Here is a 20,595-nt window from a genome sequence, read left to right on the forward strand (position 1 = left end):
TGTAAACATAGTCGATGCCAGTGTGGGTCTGATCACACTTCCGGCCATCACCTGGTGCAGCACAGCCGTGTTGTGAAAAGAAACCATCAGAGATCAGCAGGTTGGTGCAGAGTCGGGAAACGGCGGCAGAGGCACGAATACGCAAAGCAGGCGGCATCAGGTCAGATTTTGCAACTGACCGCCTGCGGCATTACACTTCCGCTTTTCTGCCATTGATTGAAGGTGCTTATGTCTGAACCTTTCCAGCGTCAGCCGCTGCCTCTGCCGGGCGGTCATAACAAAGTCCTGCTGCACTCCTGTTGCGCACCCTGTTCGGGGGAAGTGATGGAAGCGATGCTGGCATCCGGCATTGAATACACCATCTATTTCTACAACCCGAATATTCATCCGCTCAAAGAGTATGAGCTGCGCAAAGAGGAAAATATTCGCTTTGCCGAAAAATTCGGTGTGCCGTTTGTTGATGCTGATTATGACCGGGATAACTGGTTTGAGCGGGCGCGTGGGCTGGAGTGGTCGCCGGAACGGGGTGAACGCTGCACCATGTGCTTTGATATGCGCTTTGAGCGCACGGCGCTGTATGCCCATGAAAACGGGTTTCCCGTGATGACCAGTTGCCTGGGGATTTCACGCTGGAAAGATATGAAGCAAATTAACAGCTGCGGAGTCCGCGCAGCAGCGGCATATCCTGATCTGCTTTACTGGGAGTTTAACTGGCGTAAAGGCGGCGGATCGGCGCGCATGATTGAAATCAGCAAGCGCGAGAGTTTCTATCAGCAGGAATATTGTGGCTGCGTCTATTCATTGCGCGACACCAATCGTCATCGTGTCACCCAGGGACGTGAGCGCATTAAGATTGGTGTGCAGTATTATCAGCCGGATGAATCCTGATTAACTGATATCGCAGAAAGCGTCTGCCTTTGCATACCCGCGTGCTGAGCGTGTAACAGGCCGGACTACCACGCCGCCATTCTGCCTGCTTTCTCCTGGCCGAACGTAGCTGCAGAGCGTGCAGGAATCGTCAACGTCGGCCAGCTGCTGTTTCGCCTCATCGCTCATCAGACGTTTACGACAGACGCTTGGCGTACAGCCCATTACCTGCTTAAAAGAGCGGGTAAAGGATTGCTGGCTTTCAAAATGGTATTTCAGCGCCAGGCTGATAATGGGAATCCGACTGTTTTTTAGATCGTTAACGCTGGCGTTCAGTTTTTTCTTTCGGATATAACGTGCCAGCGTTTCATTATGATAACGGGCAAAGAGTTTCTGTAAATACCATTTAGAATAACCTGCTTTTTCTGCAATATCATCAACGCTTAAACGCTGATCAAGATTATTATTAATCCACTCGGTAATAGAGACGATCACGCTTTCGTTATATCTTTTTTCATTCATGGCTGTTCCTCCCCGCTATTTGATTCAGAAGGATTATGAATTATTTATCTTAGTGTGCTTATTCTTTGCGTAAAGATCTTTCAGTATTTGAATCGTTATCTCAAAAGAGATGCAAATAAACAGCAGTTATTAATGAAAAGGATGAATTGTAATTAGTCTGTTGATAATTGTGGGGTGAGATAATCAATGCTGTGCGGATAATAAAAGTGAGAGTGTGATTCGGCGGCCAGCTTTCCTGAAATCAAGGCTATCGCACAGCGCATCAATAGATTTTTGGCCGTGACATGCCAGGCTTACCACTCACCTTTAACCTGGAGACCCCCGGATGAGCCCGACATACGTGTTGAAAAAACCGCTTGCCGCTTTGCTCACCTCGCTGGCTTTATTTGCCCATGCGCCCGCCAGTGCTGCGCCTGCTTATGGCGAACAACTGGAAGGATTTCACTACCCTTATCCTTTACAGCACGTCCACTTTCAGTCCCAGCAGCAATCGCTGAGTATGGGCTACATGGATGTGAAACCGGCACAACAGGCCAACGGCAGAACGGTGGTGCTGATGCACGGTAAAAATTTCTGTGGCGCAACATGGGAAGAGACCATTCGCGCGCTAAGCCAGCAGGGATATCGTGTTATCTCGCCTGACCAGATTGGCTTCTGCAGCTCGACCAAGCCCGCCAGCTATCAATACAGCTTTCAGCAGCTGGCAGAGAATACGCATCAGCTGCTCGCCCGGCTGGGCGTGGAGAAGGCGGTGATCATCGGTCACTCTACGGGCGGAATGCTGGCAACGCGTTATGCGCTGATGTACCCGGAACAGACGCAGAAGCTGGTGCTGGTCAACCCGATCGGACTGGAGGACTGGAAAGCCAAAGGCGCACCGTGGCGCTCGATCGATCAGTGGTATCAGCGCGAACTGAAGCTGAGTGCGGAAGGCATTAAGAAGTATGAGCAGCAGACCTATTATGTCGGGCGCTGGAAACCGGAATATGACAAGTGGGTGGATATGCTGGCCGGACTCAACAGCGGGCCGGGCCATCAGAAGGTGGCGTGGAACTCTGCCCTCATCTACGACATGATCTTCACGCAGCCGGTATTTTATGAATTCGGCGATCTGAAAGTGCCCACCACGCTGATGATCGGGACATCAGACACGACGGCCATCGGCAGTGATATCGCCTCTGCGGAGGTGAAAGCCCGGCTGGGGAATTATGCGGTGCTGGGTAAAGAGGCCGCAAAACGCATTCCGGGCGCGCGCTTAATCGAATTTCCCGGTATGGGACACGCGCCACAAATGGAAGAACCGGCCAGGTTTAATCAGACGCTGCTCGACGATCTGGCGCGGCGATGAACAGTCAGGCGCGGTGGCGCCTGATCTCATACCGCTACGCTTTTCTGCTTTTTCCTGAGGTACATCTGCTTATCGCTGTCGTGCAGCAACTGTTCCAGCGACTGCGGATGCGCCGCGTCAAACGCCACGACGCCGGAAGAGAATTGCAGACGATAACGACGATTCAGGTTGACTGACTGCTGTTGCAGGTAACGGTCGAACTGCGCGAGCAACGCTTCGCTCTGCTGCTGCTGCAGGCCGTTAAACAGCACCACGAACTCGTCGCCGCCCAGACGGGCAAACAGATCGGAGTGATTAAACACAACTTTCATCGCGTCGGCAAAGTCCATCAGTGCGCGGTCGCCTTCGCGGTGGCCCAGCGTGTCGTTAATCTGCTTAAACTTGTCGAGATCGAGGAAAGTCAGGCAGGCGGGCCGGTTTTTAATGAGGCACTCATTCAGCACCATCTGTCCCAGCGTCATAAAGCCGCGACGATTGGTAATCTGGGTCAGCTCATCACAGGTGGCGGTCTGAAAGGCGACCAGTTCCGCTTCGGCCATTGCGGCCAGATCACGCATCGTGGCCTGATCTTCCTGATTAAACTGACGCGGTTCACGGCCAATAATGCAGAACGTACCCATTTTGGCACCGCCCGGCGCACGCAGCGGACAGCCTGCATAAAAGCGAATGTATGGCTCGCCGGTCACCAGCGGATTATCATGAAAACGCGGATCTTTTTGCGCATCTTCAACAATCATGATCTCATCCTGCAGGATGGCATGGCCGCAAAAAGAGATGTTGCGGGGCGATCCTTCAGGTTCATAGCCCTGCGCGGATTTAAACCACTGATGGTCCGCTTCCAGCAGGCTGACCAACGCGATAGGAACGTCATACAGGCGGCGTGCCAGACGGGTTAGACGGTCAAAGCGCTCCTCCGCTGGGGTGTTCATTATGTTCAGCGCACGCAGCTGCGATAAACGTTGTGCCTCGTCGGCAGGGATTTCAGGTGCTTTCATCACAGAGACCTTTATTGTTTTAGCTGAAGCCAGGTTCTGGTGTTTGCCTTACGGCGAAGAAGAAGAGCGTGATACAGGAACCACGCTCTTTATGAGGAGGGGATCAGAGCACTTTTTGTTCTGCGAGATCAAGGGCGAAATAGCTGAAAATCAGGTCCGCACCGGCTCGTTTAATTGCACCGAGGCTTTCCAGCACCACATTACGCTCATCAATGGCACCGGCCTGCGCGGCAAATTTGATCATCGCGTATTCGCCACTCACCTGATACGCCGCCAGCGGCAGTTCGGTGCGTTCACGAATGTCGCGCAGGATATCCAGATAGGCACCTGCCGGCTTCACCATCAGTGAATCCGCGCCCTGCGCCGCATCAAGCAGCGATTCACGAATCGCTTCACGACGGTTCATCGGGTTCATCTGATAGGTTTTACGGTCGCCTTTCAGCGCTGTTCCGGCTGCTTCACGGAACGGGCCGTAAAACGATGAAGCAAATTTGGTGGAGTAGGACATGATGGCAGTCTGGGTAAAGCCCGCCGCGTCCAGTGCCCGGCGAATCGCCTCAACCTGACCATCCATCGCCGCTGACGGCGCAATAAAATCTGCTCCGGCTGCTGCGGCAACTACGGCCTGCTTACCCAGGTTTGCCAGGGTTGCGTCGTTATCGACGCCGTGGTCGCAGAGCACGCCACAGTGGCCGTGGCTGGTGTACTCACAGAAGCAGGTGTCAGACATCACAATCATTTCCGGCACGGTGTCTTTGCAGATGCGGGACATGCGTGCCACCAGACCGTTTTCGTTCCAGGCATCGCTGCCGGTGGCGTCGGTATGGTGCGAAATACCAAAGGTCATCACGGAGCGAATGCCCGCTTTGGCGATGCGTTCAATCTCCCAGGCGAGACGTTTTTCCGGAATACGCATCACGCCAGGCATCGCCTGAATTGCTTTGTAATCGTCAACGTCTTCTTCAACAAAAATAGGCAGAGCCAGATCGTTCAGGCTCAGGGAAGACTCCTGGAACATTTCACGCATTGAAGCGCTGGCGCGCAATCTTCTTGGGCGCTGGATAAGGGAATAATCAGACATTTTCATTCTTACGCAGGTGAAAAAAGTGACAACAGTTTACTCCCTTTGCCTGCGAGGCATGAAGGTTTGTGTGCGGTAAGGCGAGGGGAAAAGTACTCTCCCGCCGGGCGGCGGGAGAGCAGAACGATTACTCGTTAATATCCGGGTGCTGCTGCACCAGGTTTTTACGTTTCGCTTCCAGGCGGGCAATTTCTTCGTCGATATCTTCGATTTTGTTCTCGATGTTATCGTGATGCTCCTGGAGGATTTCACGCGCTTCTTCCATATCCGAGGCAGCGGGCGTTGCACCTTTCAGTGGCTTGTTTGCTGTCTCTTTCATGAACAGACCGGTAATCAGACCAATAACCGCAACCACCATCAGATAGTAGGCTGGCATGTAAAGGTTGTTGGTGGATTCAACCAGCCAGGCCGCCAGCGTTGGCGTCAGACCGGCAACCAGTACCGAGATGTTAAACGCACTGGCCAGCGCACTGTAGCGGATGTGCGTCGGGAACATTGCAGGCAGTGACGAGGCCATCACGCCGGTAAAGGCGTTAAGGATGACCGCCATCAGCAGAAGTCCGGCAAAAATCATTCCCAGTACGCCACTGTTGATCATCATAAATGCAGGAATCGCAAAGACCAGCAGGGCGATACTGCCGATGATGACAAACGGACGACGGCCAAAACGGTCACTCATCATGCCGATCATTGGCTGAACAAACAGCATACCGATCATGATGGCGATGATAATCATCACGCCGTGATCTTCGCTGTAGTGCAGGTTATGCGACAGGTAGCTCGGCATGTACGTCAGTAACATGTAGTAAGTGACGTTTGTGGCGATAACCAGACCGATACAGGAGAGCAGGCTGCGCCAGTGTTTGGTCGCAATCTCTTTAAACGAGACCTGCGGACCATCCTGCAGGCCTTCGCGGTCGCCCTGTTCCAGTTTGTCCACGTGCTGCTGGAATGCCGGGGTCTCTTCCAGCGCATGACGCAGGTAAAGACCAATGATGCCCAGCGGCAGTGCCACAAAGAACGGCAGACGCCAGCCCCACTCAAGGAAATTTGCTTCCCCGATAATCGAGGAAATCAGCACGACCAGGCCCGCCCCGAGCACAAAGCCCGCAATCGAACCAAAATCGAGCCAGCTTCCCATGAAGCCGCGTTTACGGTCAGGCGAATATTCGGCGACAAAGATTGAGGCACCGGTATATTCACCCCCTACCGAGAAGCCCTGCGCCATCTTGGCTAACAGCAGCAGAATCGGTGCCCAGATGCCGATGGAGGCATAGGAGGGTATCAGACCGATACAGAACGTACTGACCGACATGATGATGATGGTGATGGAGAGAATTTTCTGACGACCATATTTGTCGCCCAGCATACCGAAGAACAGACCACCCAGCGGGCGAATCAGGAAGGGTACAGAGAAGGTACCCAGCGCGGCAATCATCTGCACGCCTGGTGAAGCATCCGGGAAGAAGACTTTACCCAGTGCATAGGCCACAAAGCCATAAACACCGAAGTCGAACCACTCCATCGCATTACCCAGAGAGGCTGCGGTGATGGCTTTACGTAAACGGGCATCATCGATGATGGTGACATCATCGAGCCCAATTGGTTTTACACGCTTCCTACGCAATTTCATAGAATTACCCTGTAATGGAACACGAAAGTCCTCAACGGCGCGAGCCGGGGTGAATCAGTCAGACCGCTGCGTTGAGAAATTTAAGCATAGCTTCAAATAAGCGCTGTTTACGCGCCAGCTGACACAATAATTACTGTTGTGATTATTGCGAACAGCGACAGAGTATACCGTTTTTGTGTGATATCTGTCATGTTTGGGCTACATGCAGGCTATTTTGACCACCAATGTGGCTGTTTAGCTGCGCAAAAAAATTATCACGCTGCGTGACGACCGCCGGTTTTTTCAGCAAATCGGAGCGGGAATGAGTGATGTGCGGAGAAGCCGACGCCGCAGGGGAAGAGCCGCTACACAGAAGCGGGTGGCAGTAAGCCAGGCTGCATAACGAAAGAAGACAACAGGCCCCTGGTGCGCGGCGGGCCTGTTAAGTTCAGCGCCGGTTCAGACGCTGGCCGTCCGGTGCGCCTTCAGAGCATGATCCGGTTCAAACGGCGTTTCACCCTCTCTGGCGAGCCAGGCGATCAGCGCCGCGTTGTCCATCGGACGGGCATAATAGTAGCCCTGGATAAAGATCACGCCGCGCTGCTTCAGATAGCTGAACTGCAATGCGCTCTCGACGCCTTCCCCCAGCACTTCCAGTTCAAGCTCATGACTGAGCTGGATAATTGCATCCAGTACCGGGGTCCGGCCCTCCAGGGATTCAATGGCGTTGATAAAGCCGCGGTCGATCTTCAGATAATCCATCGTGAAGGTCTGTAAATAACTCAGCGAACAGTGGCCGGTACCAAAATCATCAATCGCCACCTTCATGCCGCAGCCACGTAACTGCTCCAGCTTGCGTGCCACCTGCGCGCCATCTTTGATCAGGCTGCGTTCGGTCAGTTCCAGGGTGATCAGGAATTGCTTATCTTTAACACGTGCGGCGAAGTGCAGCATATCGCTAACAAAATCAGGATGCTGCAAGTGATCTGCCGCCACGTTAATGGCCAGGTGGAAGCCTGGCTCAACCGGCCACGCCTGCACATCCTCTGCAATTAAATCGAGCAGATGACGGGTTAGTGGCACAATCATGCCTTCCGCTTCAGCGGCACCGATAAAAATATCAGGCCGGATGCCGTTACCGTCGGGCGTTGTCCAGCGCAGCAGTGCCTCTGCGCCGCTACAGCGTTGCCGCCGGTTGTCATAGACCGGCTGATAGTGCGCCCTGAACTGGCCGCCGGAGATGGCCCGCCGAATCTCATCGCGCCAGGAAATACGCCGTTGCAGCCAGTTCGCCACCAGCATCATCAGCAGAATAGCGAAAATGACTGCCATCGGCATGATGATCAACATCACCTGACGCCAGGCCGAGATCAGCTCAGAGGGTGAGGCAATAAGGGTGACAGAGATCGGATAGCGGCTGGAACTGGCCTGATAAATCAGCGGTTCAAACCAGCCGGACTGCGCGATTTGCGGATCGCCAAACGAAACGGGCGCGCCGTCGCTAAATTTCATGCTGAAATGATAGCGATGGGTGCTGCTGATTGCGTGCATAAAGTCGATCAGATACTGACCATCAATCACTGCCCAGAATCCCTCACCATCGGGCAGATTGCGCATAAAAATCACGGCCGGACGATCCGGCACACCCGCGGTTCCGGCAATCGACAGGCTCCACCAGGATTTTCCGGTGACCGGCGCGTCACGCATGATCATATGGCTCAGAAAAGCAGGCTTTGTCCCGTAGGCTGAAGAGCAGGCAATTCTGTTTTTTTCCATTTTACCGATGGCGCGGAAATAGGCATTCAGCGAACCGATGCGCTGTAACTGGCTTTCAATCTGGCTGCAGGGCTGATGCTGAAACTGACGCAGGGTGGTAATCATATCCCAGGCGCTGTCGCTCATTCTCTCGGCCTGGGATAGCAGGGTATTTGCCGCGCTTACCTGCTGTTGCCGGACGGTGTGGCGTGCATCAAGGGCGGCGAAAAAAATGCCCATAATCAGAGGCAGCACGCCGGAGATAATAATCACCAGCCTGGCGTAGTCGCGTTTTCGTTTCAGTAGCGGCACCGCTAACTCCTCTGGCTATTATTGGTATTATACGGAGGGGCTTATCAGTGACGCAGCATAGCATTTCTCCGGGCGGTGAAGATTAGCGTTTTTGCCATCAACTGAACTGACGCAGGTCAATTATCGACCAGACTTTGCCTTTATTGACAGGTTGTTTTGCCTTCATTGGGGCTCAGCAGAAAAAATGCAGGAGAAACAGTGACAGGGGAAAAAGGCGAAACGCAGCAGCAGCCAGGGGAGACCCCGGCCCGCCTGAGGGCGGACGCAGGGTAAATTAATCGGCAAAATAGATCTGTTTCAGCGCCACCTCAACGCCGCGCAGCTCCGCCAGTCCTTTCAGACGGCCAATGGCGGAGTAACCGGGATTGGTGCGTTTATGCAGGTCGTCCAGCATCTGATGACCATGATCGGGGCGCATCGGAATCGCCCGCTGGTTGCCCGCCCGACGACGGCGCTGCTCTTCCGCCAGAATAACCCTGATCACCCCGACCATATCGACGTCGCCCGCCAGGTGCGCGGCTTCATGGAAGCTGTTGGGGTTTGCCTCGCGTTTAGTGGCACGCAGATGGACAAAATTGATGCGGTCGGCATAGGTTTCCGCCATCTCAACCAGCGCATTGTCGGCACGCACGCCGTAGGAGCCGGTACAGAAACAGAAACCGTTGTGCAGGCTGTCCACGGTTTCCTTCAGCCACTGCATATCTTCCTGGGTAGAGATAATGCGCGGCAGGCCCAGAATTGGACGCGGTGGATCGTCCGGATGCACTGCCAGTTTAATACCCACTTCTTCGGCAACCGGCACGATGGCACGCAGGAAGGTTGCCATATGCTCGCGCAGTTTTGCTTTGTCGATGCCGTCATACTGCGCCAGCTGTGCCTGGAACTGCTCCAGCGTGTACCCCTCTTCGGCACCGGGCAGTCCGGCAATAATATTGCGCACCAGCGTGCTTTTATCCTCAGCGCTCATGGCGGCAAAGCGCTCAGCGGCGGCCTGTTGTTCGGCCGCGCTGTAATCCTGTTCGGCTCCCGGACGCTGCAACAGATAAAGTTCGAAGGCGGCGAAAGCATCGGCGTCGAAGCGCAGCGCTTTTGCGCCATCCGGCAGCGTCCAGGCGAGGTCGGTGCGCGTCCAGTCCAGCACCGGCATAAAGTTGTAGCAGACGGTATCAATGCCGCAGGCAGCCAGATTGCGAATCGACTGCTGATAGCTGGCGATATAGCGAAGGTAGTCACCGCGCTGAGTTTTGATCGCCTCATGCACCGGGATGCTTTCCACCACCGACCAGACCAGCCCTTTTTCCGCCAGCAGAGCCTGACGCGCTTTAATCTCCTCAACCGGCCACACTTCACCATTAGGGATATGGTGCAGCGCCGTCACAATACCGGTTGCGCCCGCCTGTCGCGCATCATCCAGTGAGACCGGGTCGTTCGGGCCGTACCATCGCCATGTATGTTCCATTTTTACTCCTCAACTGTGATGTGGCCCAGTGGTCAGGCCGCTGGGCCAAGAGTATGATAGCGGGCAAAACAGGGCCGTGATCCGGATCGCAGCATGACAAACTGCATCCCTGAGGTGATCGGTTTATGCGGAATAAAGGAGAGGACAATGACCCTGCCAGTCATTAAAACGGAGCGCCTGTACCGTCAGATTGCCAATGCCATTATGGCCGGTATCACGCGCGGTGATTTTGTGGCGGGTGGCCTGCTGCCGCCCGAGCGCGAACTGGCAAAACAGCTGGGTGTCAGCCGTTCGTCAGTGCGTGAAGCGTTGATTGCGCTTGAGATGACCGGCTGGGTCGATATCCGTACCGGCACGGGTGTTTACGTCGCTCAGCCGCTGCCGCAGGCCGCGATCCCGCAGGAGAGTGAAGCCTGCAGTCTGCAGGATATTTTGCAGGCGCGTGAAGCCTTTGAAGGCATGCTGGCAGGATTTGCCGCACGGAATGGCACGCCCGATCAGCGTGCAGCACTGCTGACGCTGACCGCTGAATTGCAGCAATACAATGAAAACGATGCGGCCTTTCTGGAACAGGATAAACGCTTCCACCTGCTGATCGGCGAGATGAGCGGCAATGATGTCTTACGCGACCTGCTGGAGCAGTTATGGAACAAACGCCACAGCCCGCATGTGCAGCGACTGGAACGCCATTATGCCGATGACAGTTTTGCGCAGGAGATGAATGCTGACCATCAGCAGATCGCCCGTGCGATTGTGTCGGGTGATGAAGCCGCGGCCCGCCAGGCTATGGAGCGCCATCTGCAGCACGTCCAGCAGCGGCTACTTGGTTAATCCCCGAACGCGTTTAGGTCGTCCGGTGCCCAGCATAATCGCCAGACGGCTGCCGCCTGGGGTGGTCTCCATCAGAATTTTGGTAATGCTGGTCAGCGGCACCGAGAGCAGCATACCGACCGGACCAAGCAGCCAGCCCCAGAACACCAGCGACAGGAACACCACCAGCGTTGATAAGCCAAGACCGCGCCCCATCAGTCGCGGTTCCAGCATGTTGCCGAACACCATATGAATGGCGGTAAACAGCGCTGCCACCATAGCGGCATCGAACAGGCTGTTGAGCAGCAACGCCTGCAGAAACGGCGGTAAACCGGCGATAATCGGGCCAATATTGGGAATAAAGTTGAGGATAAACGCCACGACGCCCCACAGCAGCGCGAACTTCACATCCAGCAGATACAGCGTCAGCCAGACCGCGATGCCGGTGATCAGACTGACCAGGGTTTTGAGCGCCAGATAGTGCGTAACGCCCTTCAGCGCCTTATGCAGCCCGGCGATACGAATTTTCGGGTTCACCAGCGCGTTACGCATTTTGTAGGGCAGGTGATGGACCTCAAACAGCATAAAGACCACGGTCAGCACCAGCAGCACGGTATTGGTCATCGCGCCTGAAAAGCCGCTCAGCGCGGCGCTTGCCAGGTTCATCATGGTATTAGGGTCGAAACGCTGTATCAGCGCATTCGTTGAAATATTGAGATGAAAGCCCGCTGCCAGATGTTGCAGCACCGTCATTTTCTGCTCCAGCGTGGCGCGGAGTTGCGGGTAAAGGTCTGAAAACTCGCTCATCGAGCTGGCGATGATGGCACCCAGCAGCAGGAGACCGCAGAAGATCACGGTGATGACCAGCCCAATCGCCAGTCCACGGCGGAAGCCACGACGCATCAGCATCGTCACCAGCGGATTCAGCACAATGGCAAAGAACGCCGCCAGCAGAAGCGGGACCAGAATATCGGACGCGGCCCTGACCCCGGCGAGAATGATGACCAGCATCGCCAGTTTTATCAGAATATTTTGTCCAATCTTTTCCCGTTGCAGCTCGCTCATTGCCTCTCCCGTGACGTAATCTGGCTGCTGAAAGTGTAGCAGCAAGAAAATTAACAATCTGATTTATCAGAGAAACGGTAAAGCGCGGCGGCAAAAGGGTGGGGTAATCAGCGCCACCGTACTCAGCTATGACGGCAAAGCCGCGACGCCATGCTGTGCCTGTTTTTACACTGCTTTCTCCTGCCCGATAACCGTGCCATTGTGATGCGCCAGTGGCGAAAGCGGGTATAGTGAAAGGATAAACCTTATCATTCAGCCAAATACGAGCGCGAGGACTCATGCCTGAACAGCCTGCGGCGGAACAGAACGCCCCATCCGGAAGCCTGCATATTTCTCTGCTGATCCTCTCTATTGTCGCTTACAACTTTGCCAGCTATCTCACCATTGGTCTGCCGCTGGCGGTCCTGCCGGGATGGGTGCATGAGCAACTGGGCTTCAGCGCATTCTGGGCGGGCGTGGTGATCAGCCTGCAATATGTGGCGACGCTGCTGAGCCGGCCACACGCCGGGCGCTATGCCGACCTCTGGGGGCCAAAGAAAGTGGTGGTGACCGGCCTGGTGGGCTGTCTGATCAGCGGGTTGTGTATTCTGCTGGCGGCGCTGATCGAATCCCCGCTCTGGAGCCTGACGTTACTCTGTGTGGGCCGGATGATTCTGGGCGTGGGCCAGAGTTTTACCGGCACCGGCACCTCGCTGTGGGGAGTTGCGCGGGTGGGGTCGCTGCACATTGGACGCGTCATCTCCTGGAACGGCATTGTCACCTATGGCGCGATGGCGATAGGCGCGCCGCTGGGCGTGATGATCTTCCAGGCGGGTGGGCTACTGTGGCTGTCGCTGGTGATTGTGGCTATCTGCGTTGTCGGCATCGCCTGCGCGGTCCCGCGTCCGGCGGTAAAAGCCAGCCGCGCCAGACCGCTGCCGTTTCGGGCGGTGCTGGGGAAAATCGCTGGCTTTGGCGCGATTCTGGCGATGGGATCGGCAGGTTTCGGCGTCATTGCCACCTTTATCACGCTGTTCTATCAGGATAAAGGCTGGGAAGGCGCGGCCTTTGCGCTCTCCCTGTTCAGCGGTGCTTTCGTTGGCGCACGCCTGCTGTTTCCGAATGCGATTAACCGTCACGGCGGCCTGCGGGTCGCCAGCGTTTGTCTGGCCGTTGAGGCTGCCGGACTGTTTCTGGTCGCCGCAGCGGGAGATCCCTGGATGGCGAAAGCGGGTGCGTTTCTGACCGGCGCGGGATTCTCGCTGGTGTTCCCGGCGCTGGGCGTGGTGGCGGTAAAAGTGGTGCCGCAGCAGAATCAGGGCAGCGCCCTGGCAACCTACACTGCCTTTATGGATTTGTCGCTGGGGATAACCGGGCCACTTGCCGGATTTATTATGAATTATGCGGGTGTCTCCCGCGTCTATCTGCTCACGGCGCTGCTGATCTGCGTCGCGTTTTTCTGCACACTGCGCCTTCAGCGTCGTCAGGCATCAGCGCCTGTTACAGACGATACGTCAGGATAAAAAAATGGCCCAGCAGCGGGCCATAACGTCTTTGCAGACACAGATAAACCAGTAAATGTCGGAGGTGAACAGGATTCAGGCCTGTAGCAGTTCAATACTGTGGCGGATCTGCCGTTCGATCTCCGCCGGGGTCCAGCTGTTGAGCTGTTCAGAGAAAGGCTCAAAGGCGTAGACGCCCTTGTAGCCGAGCATCTCCAGTCGCTTCACCTGCACCGCGCTCTTCAGCACATCGTTATCACTCAGCATAATGCGTTCGTCGTCGGTCAGTTCAGCGGTCGGTCGCCTGTCTTCCACACCCGAAAGATGCACCAGCCCAATCTGTCCGGTATGGATACCCGCCGGGAATTCCTGCTCAGCCTGTTCATAGAGATGATGGTGGAACGTATCCAGCAACAGCTTAAAGGGGACATCTGCCTCGGCAATCCAACGCTGTGCCTGTACGATCGAACGCAGTGAGCTGACCGCAAACCCCAGCGGCTCCACCAGCCCCTGAATACCGTAATGGGCAAAGCGCGGTGCCAGCTGCTGCATTGCCGCCTGCGTCTGCTGCGCCGACACGGCAATCCCCTCATTCAGCGGACACATGACCAGCGCCTTTGCACCAATCTGCTGTGCGGTCTGTAGCAGCGCCTCGGCCCGGCTCAGCAGCGCGTCATCAACGCGGTTAAACGGATAAAGCGCATTAATGGTGACGATATCGATGTGATACTTATCGGTCAGGGCACGCAGCTGGTCGGTGCTGAGATCATCGGTGACGCTGCCGCCGGGCATGTCATTACGCAGTTCCACTTTACTTAGCCCCAGACGCTGAACCAGCTGAAAAAAGGCCTCCAGCGAGAGCCGGGGCGCTATTTTGCGGTTAATACAGAAACGGGTGGGATCGATGGCCATGCGCTGACTCCGGGACAGGAGAAGGTATGGGTTAAAGAAAACATTTATTTCATTAATAGTGAATTATGAAATGCAGAATATTAGATCGGTCTCGCATTAATTTCATATTTCGTTTCAGTCTGATGCATAAACACTGGATCAACTTCGCAGTCACTCACCTTCTTCCTGCCTCTGCTGTTCGCCTGTTGCGTAAGGCTGATGGCGCTTAATCACCGCCTGCCATCGTGATGCCGTCAGACACTGACGGGCGGGAAAAATGCGATCCGTGCCGCTAAAAGCAAATTTTCCAAAAAGAACTATTTGAAAAATTTGTTCCACTGTAATAGCTTCATAACACGCTTTCAGGTTTGCCGGGTCAGGCAGTGTGGCAGGCCACAGGGTCCGTCTGCAGGGAACTTAACCATCTTAAGAGGCAACATCATGACAATCATAGGTAACTTTATTGGCGGTAAAACCACTTTCAGCGCCAGCAACGAAACCATTCCTGTTTACGATCCGGCAACCGGCAAAGTGGTACGTGAACTGACGCAAAGTACCGCTGATGAAGTGGCCCAGGCGATTGGTGTCGCGCATGATGCATTTGCCGCGTGGTCAAAAACCTCGCCGCTGCGTCGCGCCCGCGTTCTGTTTAACTTTAAAGCCCTGATGGAACAGCACCGTGATGAAATGGCGGCGCTGATTGTCTCTGAGCATGGCAAAGTCTGGTCTGATGCGCTGGGTGAACTGACGCGCGGCATTGAAGTGATTGAGTTTGCCTGCGGCATTCCCCATCTGCTCAAAGGTGAATATTCCCCGAACGTCGGCGGCGGCGTTGACAGTTATTCGCTGATGCAGCCGGTAGGTGTCGTGGCGGGTATTACACCGTTTAACTTCCCCGCGATGGTACCCCTTTGGATGTTCCCGATCGCCCTGGCCTGCGGTAACACCTTTGTTCTGAAGCCACCAGCGCTGGATCCCTCTGCGTCAGTGCGTATGGCTGAACTGCTGACCGAAGCGGGCCTGCCGGATGGCGTCTTTAACGTCGTGCATAGCGCTAACGAAGATGCTGAGCAGCTCTATAAAGATCCGCGCATTGCCGCGGTAAGCTTCGTCGGTTCGTCGGGTGTGGCTGAGCATATCTATAAAACCGCCAGCGCTCACGGCAAGCGGGTGCAGGCGTTTGGCGCGGCGAAGAACCACGCGATTGTCATGCCGGATGCCGATCTGGACGCCACCGTGAACGCTATCATGGGCGGTGCATTTGGTTCTGCCGGTGAACGCTGTATGGCGCTGCCGGTGGTGGTCGCGGTGGGCGAGGATACCGCCGACAAACTGATTGCCCGTCTGACCCCGCTGGTGAAAGCGCTGCGCATCGGCCCTGGAATGAATCAGGGTGCTGATGAAAATGAGATGGGCCCGGTTGTCTCAGCCGCGCACCAGAAGAAAGTGCTGGGTTACATCGACAAAGGCGAGCAGGAAGGCGCGAAGCTGGTGGTCGATGGCCGTAACGTGCAGGTCGCGGGTCACGCCGAAGGGTACTACGTTGGCGGCACGCTGTTTGATAACGTCACTTCTGAGATGGTGATCTGGCGTGAAGAAATTTTTGGCCCGGTGCTGAGCATCATGCGCGCACCGGACTATGACACTGCGCTGAAACTGGTTAACAGCCACGAGTTTGGCAACGGCAGTGCCATTTTCACCAGCAACGGTCACACCGCGCGTGAGTTTGTGCAGAACGTTGAAGCGGGCATGGTCGGTGTCAACGTGCCGGTTCCGGTGCCGATGGCGTTCCACAGCTTCGGCGGCTGGAAACGTTCCGTGTTTGGCGCACTCAATGTCCACGGGCCGGATGGCGTGCGCTTCTATACCCGTATGAAAACGGCCACCGTGCGCTGGCCGTCCGGTCAGCAGACCGTGTCTGAATTCAGTATGCCAACCTTAGGCTGATTCATTTTCAACGCTGATCGCGACCGGCAGGCTAATCTGCCGGTCGCTTTGTTCGCGGGCACCGCGCCCGCGAGCCTATCGCAGCGTCAATCGTGACAGAGAGGAGGATCAGGATGTCTTTACTGTCGAAAGCACAGGCCCCTGACGCGCAGGGTCGTATTCAGCATGTAACGCCTGAACGCGCTGGCTGGCGTTATGTGGGATTTGATGCTTATCTGCTGAAGAAAGGGGAAACCCTGCGCCTTGCCAGTGGCGACAAAGAACTGTGTCTGGTGCTGGTAGCCGGGCTGGCCTCGGTGAAAACCCGCCATGCTGAGTTTCCCGGTATTGGTAAGCGCATGTCGCCTTTCGAACGCGTGCCGCCCTATTCCGTTTATGTGCCGCATGACGATGATGTGGAAGTCTACGCTGACAGCGATCTTGAACTGGCGGTCTGTAACGCGCCCGGTCAGGGAAATCTGCCTGCGCGGCTGATTGCGCCAGCCGATGTCGGCGTTGAGCATCGCGGAAAAGGGCGCAACCAGCGGCTGGTGCACAACATCCTGCCTGACACTGAACCCGCTGACAGCCTGCTGGTGGTCGAGGTTTACACCAACGAAGGGGATACCAGCTCTTACCCCAGCCACAAGCATGACCAGGAGGAAAGCGAAAACGAAACCTACCTGGAAGAGACCTACTATCACCGCTTTGATCCGGAACCTGGCTTTGCCATGCAGCGTGTTTATACCGACGACCGCTCACTGGATGCCTGTATGGCCCCCTATAATCGCGACGTCGTGATGGTGCCACGCGGGTATCATCCCGTGGCGACGCTGGCGGGGTACAACAACTACTATCTGAACGTGATGGCAGGGCCGGTGCGGTTGTGGAAATTCAGCTGGGAGAAAGATCACGCCTGGGTGAACAGCGACAGCTATCCGCGCAAAGAGTAAGCCACGGCAGTGTTATCACTGCAAAGCGATCACTAAGAAGGGCAGCCGATCGGGCTGCCCTTCTTTGCTGTAAAGAACGAGATTACCGGTCAGAACTCAGAGCGTTTCGGCGTTGTTCAGCGCCAGTGACACCGCCAGCGTCTGCGCCAGGCAGAGTGAGGCGACCTGCGAACGGAAGCCATCAACCTGGGCTTCACGGACGACAAAGCAGACATCACTGAAGGCGGCCAGCGGGCTGACCTGGCTGTCGGTAATGGCGATCTGATGCGCACCCCGCTTGGCACCCATCTCCACCACTTCTACCGCTTCACGCGCATAGGGTGAATAGCTGATCGCAATCACCACATCTTTCGGATTGACCAGGCTGAGCTGCTCGGTAAACATCCCGCCCAGGCCATCAATCAGAAAAGCGCGGCGCTCCAGGTGGCGCAGCGCGTAGACCAGATAAGAGGCGACGCTGAACGAGCGACGCAGGCCAATCACATAGATGTTCTCGGCTTCATTCAGCAGCTTAACCGCTTTGTTCAGCTGATCAGGATTCACCTGCATCGCCAGCTGCTGCAGCGCCTGGCTGTTCACCATGGTGAAGACATTGAGGATCTCGGCCGGACTTTCAGGCGCGCTGGCGCTGTCATCCGTGGAGGTCTGACGGAACAGACGGGCGCGTTCGGTATAGTTGACCGTCTCTTCCATCAGGTGCTGACGAAAAACCTGTTTCATTTCGTTAAAGCCGCTGAAGCCAAACGCATTCGCAAAACGGATCAGGGTCGACGGTGGCACATCGGCTTGCTGGGCAATCGAGGCGACGGTATCGAAAGCAATACTGTTACTGTTATCAAGGATGTAGCGCGCAACCTGTTTAAGACGCTTGCTCAGCGTTTCGTAGCGACGACGAATATCGTCCTGCAGGAGAGAAAGTTGGGTGGGATTATTGTTCATCACTTCTGCCCGTATCATGAGAATAATGGCTGCATATTGAGCGCTATAGTATCAGATGGATGGAAAATTTCATTTGTTTGCGTCAACGATGCAGTTTATTTCATGGCTTTATGAAATGGTTCACAGATTAGCTTTAACGCGCCCGGACGTGCATCTTTGCGGGCAATGGCAGGGTGAAAACCAGTATGGAATGACAGCAGGCGGGAAGTATGCAGTCTTTCACCATCCAGATTGGAATGGCCGCAGATTGCTGAAAAATCGGGTCTGGTAGCAACACATTAGCTAAACAAGCAGGGAACACGGTCAGAAGAGGAAAGCGTCCCGCACCAGGGATGGTGCGGGCCGAGCATGCCATGGATGGCGGCTTTTGCGTCTTTCCGATCTGACCGTGTTCCCTGTGACTGCACGGTCTAAGAGCGGCTTTTAGGCAGAGCAGCAAATCAGGCGCGGGCAGCACGCCAGTATTCAATCAGCCGCAGGTAGTTCCCTTTTACAGTCTCAATCAGCGCCTGATCGTCCAGTTCACCCTGCAACCACTGGCGCGAAGGCTGGCCAAAGATGGTGCGACCCACCGCAAAACCTTTCACCCAGGGCGCATTGGCCGCTGCGGCAAAGCCCGCTTTAAGCTTCTCTTCGGGCGCATCCAGGCCGAGTAACAGAATGCCACGACAGTGTGGGTCCTGCTGCTCAATCAGCTGGCTGATTGCCTGCCAGCTCTCTGCGGAGAGCGGGGGCAGTTTCCACCAGTCCGGCTGGATACCCAGGCTGTAGAAATGACGCAGAATATCAAGGTAGTACGCTTCGTTCTTATCCGGGTTGCTCTCGGGCAGAATCACCTCCAGCAACAGCTCATGACCACTTTTGTTACAGCCTTTCCAGACGTCGAGCACCAGATCATCCTGCTCTTTACGCAGTTCAGCACTGTCATGAGGATGATAGAAAACCAGACATTTCACCACGTGTTCGGCTGGCCAGTCGATCAGCTGCGAGCCGATGTTGCCATGCTCCAGGCGCAGCGGACGTGAGCTGGGTAGCTCAATCGGCCGGCCAATCCACCACCCTTTACCGGTGATGGCATTCAGCGCTTTCTGACCATACGTGGTATCCGCCAGAATGCCGCTTTTGCTCTCTAATCCCGCCTCACTGGCCGCCTGCTGAGCCGCTTCGAGCAGCAGCAGTTTGAGCTGTGGAATACGGCTCTCATCCACGCCCGCTTCCTGCGCCATATCAGCCAGCTGCTTACGGTGGTCAAAGGCAAAAACGTTCAGCTCAGGCCACTGCTGCTTGCGGGTGGTTACGCGGTGCAGGTGGGTCAGGCGGCTGTCGAGGTCGGGGCGTTTCACCTCTTTGTCGCGGCTCAGGAAATCATCCAGCTCCGCTTTGGTTGGCATGGCGGGTGCGCAGCCGTGGCGTGACACCACCAGCGCGCCGCAGGCGTTGGCGTAACGGCACGCCTGCTCCCAGCCTTCATCATTCAGCCAGCCGCGCAGCAGGCCAGACATAAAGGCATCGCCCGCGCCCAGTACGTTGAGCACGTCAACGCGCACGCCGGTATGCAGCGCAGTCTCTTCCCAGCTATCCGGGATCTCACCTTCAAACACCACACAACCCAGCGGACCGCGTTTGCAGACCAGCGTTGCCTGGCTCGCCTGACGCACGTTTTTCAGTGCGGTCAGGGTATCGGTACTGCCACCGGCAATATGAAACTCTTCTTCGGTGCCGACGATCAAATCAAAATAGTGCACCACTTCCTGTAACTGCCGGGTGACCTGAGATGATTCAATGAAACGCGTTTCACCGTCGCCCAGCGAGGTCAGTCCCCACAACACCGGGCGGTAATCGATATCCAGTGCCGTGCGCAGGCCGTTGCGACGGGCGATATCCAGCGCTTTCAGCACCGCTTCGCGGGTCTGTGGATGGGATAGGTGGGTGCCGGTTACCGCCACCGCACGGGCAGAAGCAATAAAGGTTTCGTCGATATCTTCCGGCACCAGCCCCATATCAGCGCAGTTATCACGGTAGAAAATCAGCGGAAAAGTCTCTTCGTCTTTAATCCCAAGGATCACCATGCCGGTCAGGCGTTTTGCATCGGTGATCAGGGCATCGGTGTTACAGCCTGCGCGCTGCAACTCCTCACGCAGAAAGCGACCATTATGCTCATCTCCCACCCGCGCCAGCATCGCCGATTTCAGCCCCTGAATCGCGGTGCCATAGGCGACGTTGCCCGACGAGCCACCCAGATATTTAGCAAACGAGGTGACGTCTTCCAGCCGCGATCCAATCTGCTGGCCATAAAAATCAACGGCGATGCGCCCGATACAAATCACATCAAGCGGCTTCTGTTGTGTACTCATACCTGTGTTTTCCTTCTGTGATTCGCAGAGCTGGCGGGCAAAAAGACCGATCCAGGCAGGCTCTGCTTCCGGGTCTGTTGGTGTCTGGCTGGGATAAGGGGATTATGAGGAATAAAAATTCCATATTCAATATGAAATGAAATATCCATCGCAATTTTGTGAACCAGGTAAAACTCCTGATTGCCGTTCACCTGCGCGGTCTCCGCTATCACGATGGGCGGTATG

16 protein-coding genes are annotated in these 20,595 nt (G+C 55.6%); 6 read left to right on the plus strand and 10 right to left on the minus strand.

From position 1 onward, the window contains the following. Nucleotides 1–228 precede the first annotated feature (228 nt). Nucleotides 229–888, plus strand: a complete 660-nt coding sequence (locus N5J69_RS17710; protein ID WP_279771894.1) for an epoxyqueuosine reductase QueH — start codon at nucleotides 229–231, stop codon at nucleotides 886–888. Here the strand turns inward: N5J69_RS17710 and N5J69_RS17715 are convergent, their stop codons facing one another. Next, nucleotides 889–1,389: a helix-turn-helix domain-containing protein gene (locus tag N5J69_RS17715; protein ID WP_279771895.1), complete on the minus strand. Its 501-nt coding sequence runs from the start codon at nucleotides 1,387–1,389 to the stop codon at nucleotides 889–891. A gap of 325 nt (nucleotides 1,390–1,714) precedes the next feature. Between N5J69_RS17715 and N5J69_RS17720 the strand changes: the two genes are divergently transcribed. Next, nucleotides 1,715–2,737, plus strand: a complete 1,023-nt coding sequence (locus N5J69_RS17720; protein ID WP_279771896.1) for an alpha/beta hydrolase — start codon at nucleotides 1,715–1,717, stop codon at nucleotides 2,735–2,737. A gap of 26 nt (nucleotides 2,738–2,763) precedes the next feature. Here N5J69_RS17720 and N5J69_RS17725 read toward each other — a convergent pair whose 3' ends face one another. The 5 genes from N5J69_RS17725 to uxuA form a co-directional block, all read right to left on the minus strand. Further along, the gene (locus tag N5J69_RS17725; RefSeq protein WP_279771897.1) at nucleotides 2,764–3,732 is read right to left on the minus strand and encodes a sensor domain-containing diguanylate cyclase; all 969 of its coding nucleotides are present in this window, start codon (nucleotides 3,730–3,732) and stop codon (nucleotides 2,764–2,766) included. Nucleotides 3,733–3,835: 103 nt separating this feature from the next. Continuing rightward, nucleotides 3,836–4,813 (minus strand): porphobilinogen synthase, encoded by a 978-nt coding sequence (hemB, locus tag N5J69_RS17730; protein WP_279771898.1) that lies wholly within the window; start codon nucleotides 4,811–4,813, stop codon nucleotides 3,836–3,838. A 127-nt stretch (nucleotides 4,814–4,940) separates the two neighbouring features. Then, the gene (gene proP, locus N5J69_RS17735) at nucleotides 4,941–6,446 is read right to left on the minus strand and encodes a glycine betaine/L-proline transporter ProP (protein ID WP_279771899.1); all 1,506 of its coding nucleotides are present in this window, start codon (nucleotides 6,444–6,446) and stop codon (nucleotides 4,941–4,943) included. Nucleotides 6,447–6,884: 438 nt separating this feature from the next. After that, on the minus strand, nucleotides 6,885–8,492 hold the full coding sequence (locus N5J69_RS17740; RefSeq protein ID WP_279771900.1) for an EAL domain-containing protein: 1,608 nt from the start codon (nucleotides 8,490–8,492) through the stop codon (nucleotides 6,885–6,887). A gap of 274 nt (nucleotides 8,493–8,766) precedes the next feature. Then, nucleotides 8,767–9,951 (minus strand): mannonate dehydratase, encoded by a 1,185-nt coding sequence (gene uxuA / locus N5J69_RS17745; protein WP_279771901.1) that lies wholly within the window; start codon nucleotides 9,949–9,951, stop codon nucleotides 8,767–8,769. A gap of 147 nt (nucleotides 9,952–10,098) precedes the next feature. Here uxuA and N5J69_RS17750 point away from each other — a divergent pair, with 147 nt between their 5' ends. After that, nucleotides 10,099–10,782 (plus strand): FadR/GntR family transcriptional regulator, encoded by a 684-nt coding sequence (locus tag N5J69_RS17750; RefSeq protein ID WP_279771902.1) that lies wholly within the window; start codon nucleotides 10,099–10,101, stop codon nucleotides 10,780–10,782. On the opposite strand, the gene N5J69_RS17755 is transcribed toward N5J69_RS17750, so the two are convergent. Further along, on the minus strand, nucleotides 10,771–11,826 hold the full coding sequence (locus N5J69_RS17755) for an AI-2E family transporter (RefSeq protein WP_279771903.1): 1,056 nt from the start codon (nucleotides 11,824–11,826) through the stop codon (nucleotides 10,771–10,773). The genes N5J69_RS17750 and N5J69_RS17755 overlap by 12 nt on opposite strands. A gap of 278 nt (nucleotides 11,827–12,104) precedes the next feature. Between N5J69_RS17755 and N5J69_RS17760 the strand changes: the two genes are divergently transcribed. Next, nucleotides 12,105–13,328, plus strand: a complete 1,224-nt coding sequence (locus N5J69_RS17760) for an MFS transporter (RefSeq protein WP_279771904.1) — start codon at nucleotides 12,105–12,107, stop codon at nucleotides 13,326–13,328. Between the two features lie 75 nt (nucleotides 13,329–13,403). On the opposite strand, the gene N5J69_RS17765 is transcribed toward N5J69_RS17760, so the two are convergent. Further along, nucleotides 13,404–14,219, minus strand: coding sequence for a TIM barrel protein (locus N5J69_RS17765; protein ID WP_279771905.1), 816 nt, complete (start codon nucleotides 14,217–14,219; stop codon nucleotides 13,404–13,406). Nucleotides 14,220–14,639: 420 nt separating this feature from the next. Between N5J69_RS17765 and N5J69_RS17770 the strand changes: the two genes are divergently transcribed. Then, complete coding sequence (locus tag N5J69_RS17770) at nucleotides 14,640–16,145, plus strand: CoA-acylating methylmalonate-semialdehyde dehydrogenase (RefSeq protein ID WP_279771906.1); 1,506 nt, start codon at nucleotides 14,640–14,642, stop codon at nucleotides 16,143–16,145. 113 nt (nucleotides 16,146–16,258) lie between these two features. Continuing rightward, nucleotides 16,259–17,077: a 5-deoxy-glucuronate isomerase gene (gene iolB / locus N5J69_RS17775; RefSeq protein ID WP_279771907.1), complete on the plus strand. Its 819-nt coding sequence runs from the start codon at nucleotides 16,259–16,261 to the stop codon at nucleotides 17,075–17,077. Between the two features lie 96 nt (nucleotides 17,078–17,173). Here iolB and N5J69_RS17780 read toward each other — a convergent pair whose 3' ends face one another. Further along, nucleotides 17,174–18,016, minus strand: a complete 843-nt coding sequence (locus N5J69_RS17780; RefSeq protein ID WP_279771909.1) for a MurR/RpiR family transcriptional regulator — start codon at nucleotides 18,014–18,016, stop codon at nucleotides 17,174–17,176. Nucleotides 18,017–18,456: 440 nt separating this feature from the next. Further along, nucleotides 18,457–20,370 (minus strand): 5-dehydro-2-deoxygluconokinase, encoded by a 1,914-nt coding sequence (gene iolC, locus N5J69_RS17785; protein ID WP_279771910.1) that lies wholly within the window; start codon nucleotides 20,368–20,370, stop codon nucleotides 18,457–18,459. Between the last annotated feature and the right edge of the window lie 225 nt (nucleotides 20,371–20,595).

The sequence above is a fragment of the Pantoea sp. GD03673 genome, assembly GCF_029844725.1.
In the GTDB taxonomy this organism is placed as follows: Bacteria; Pseudomonadota; Gammaproteobacteria; order Enterobacterales; family Enterobacteriaceae; genus Pantoea.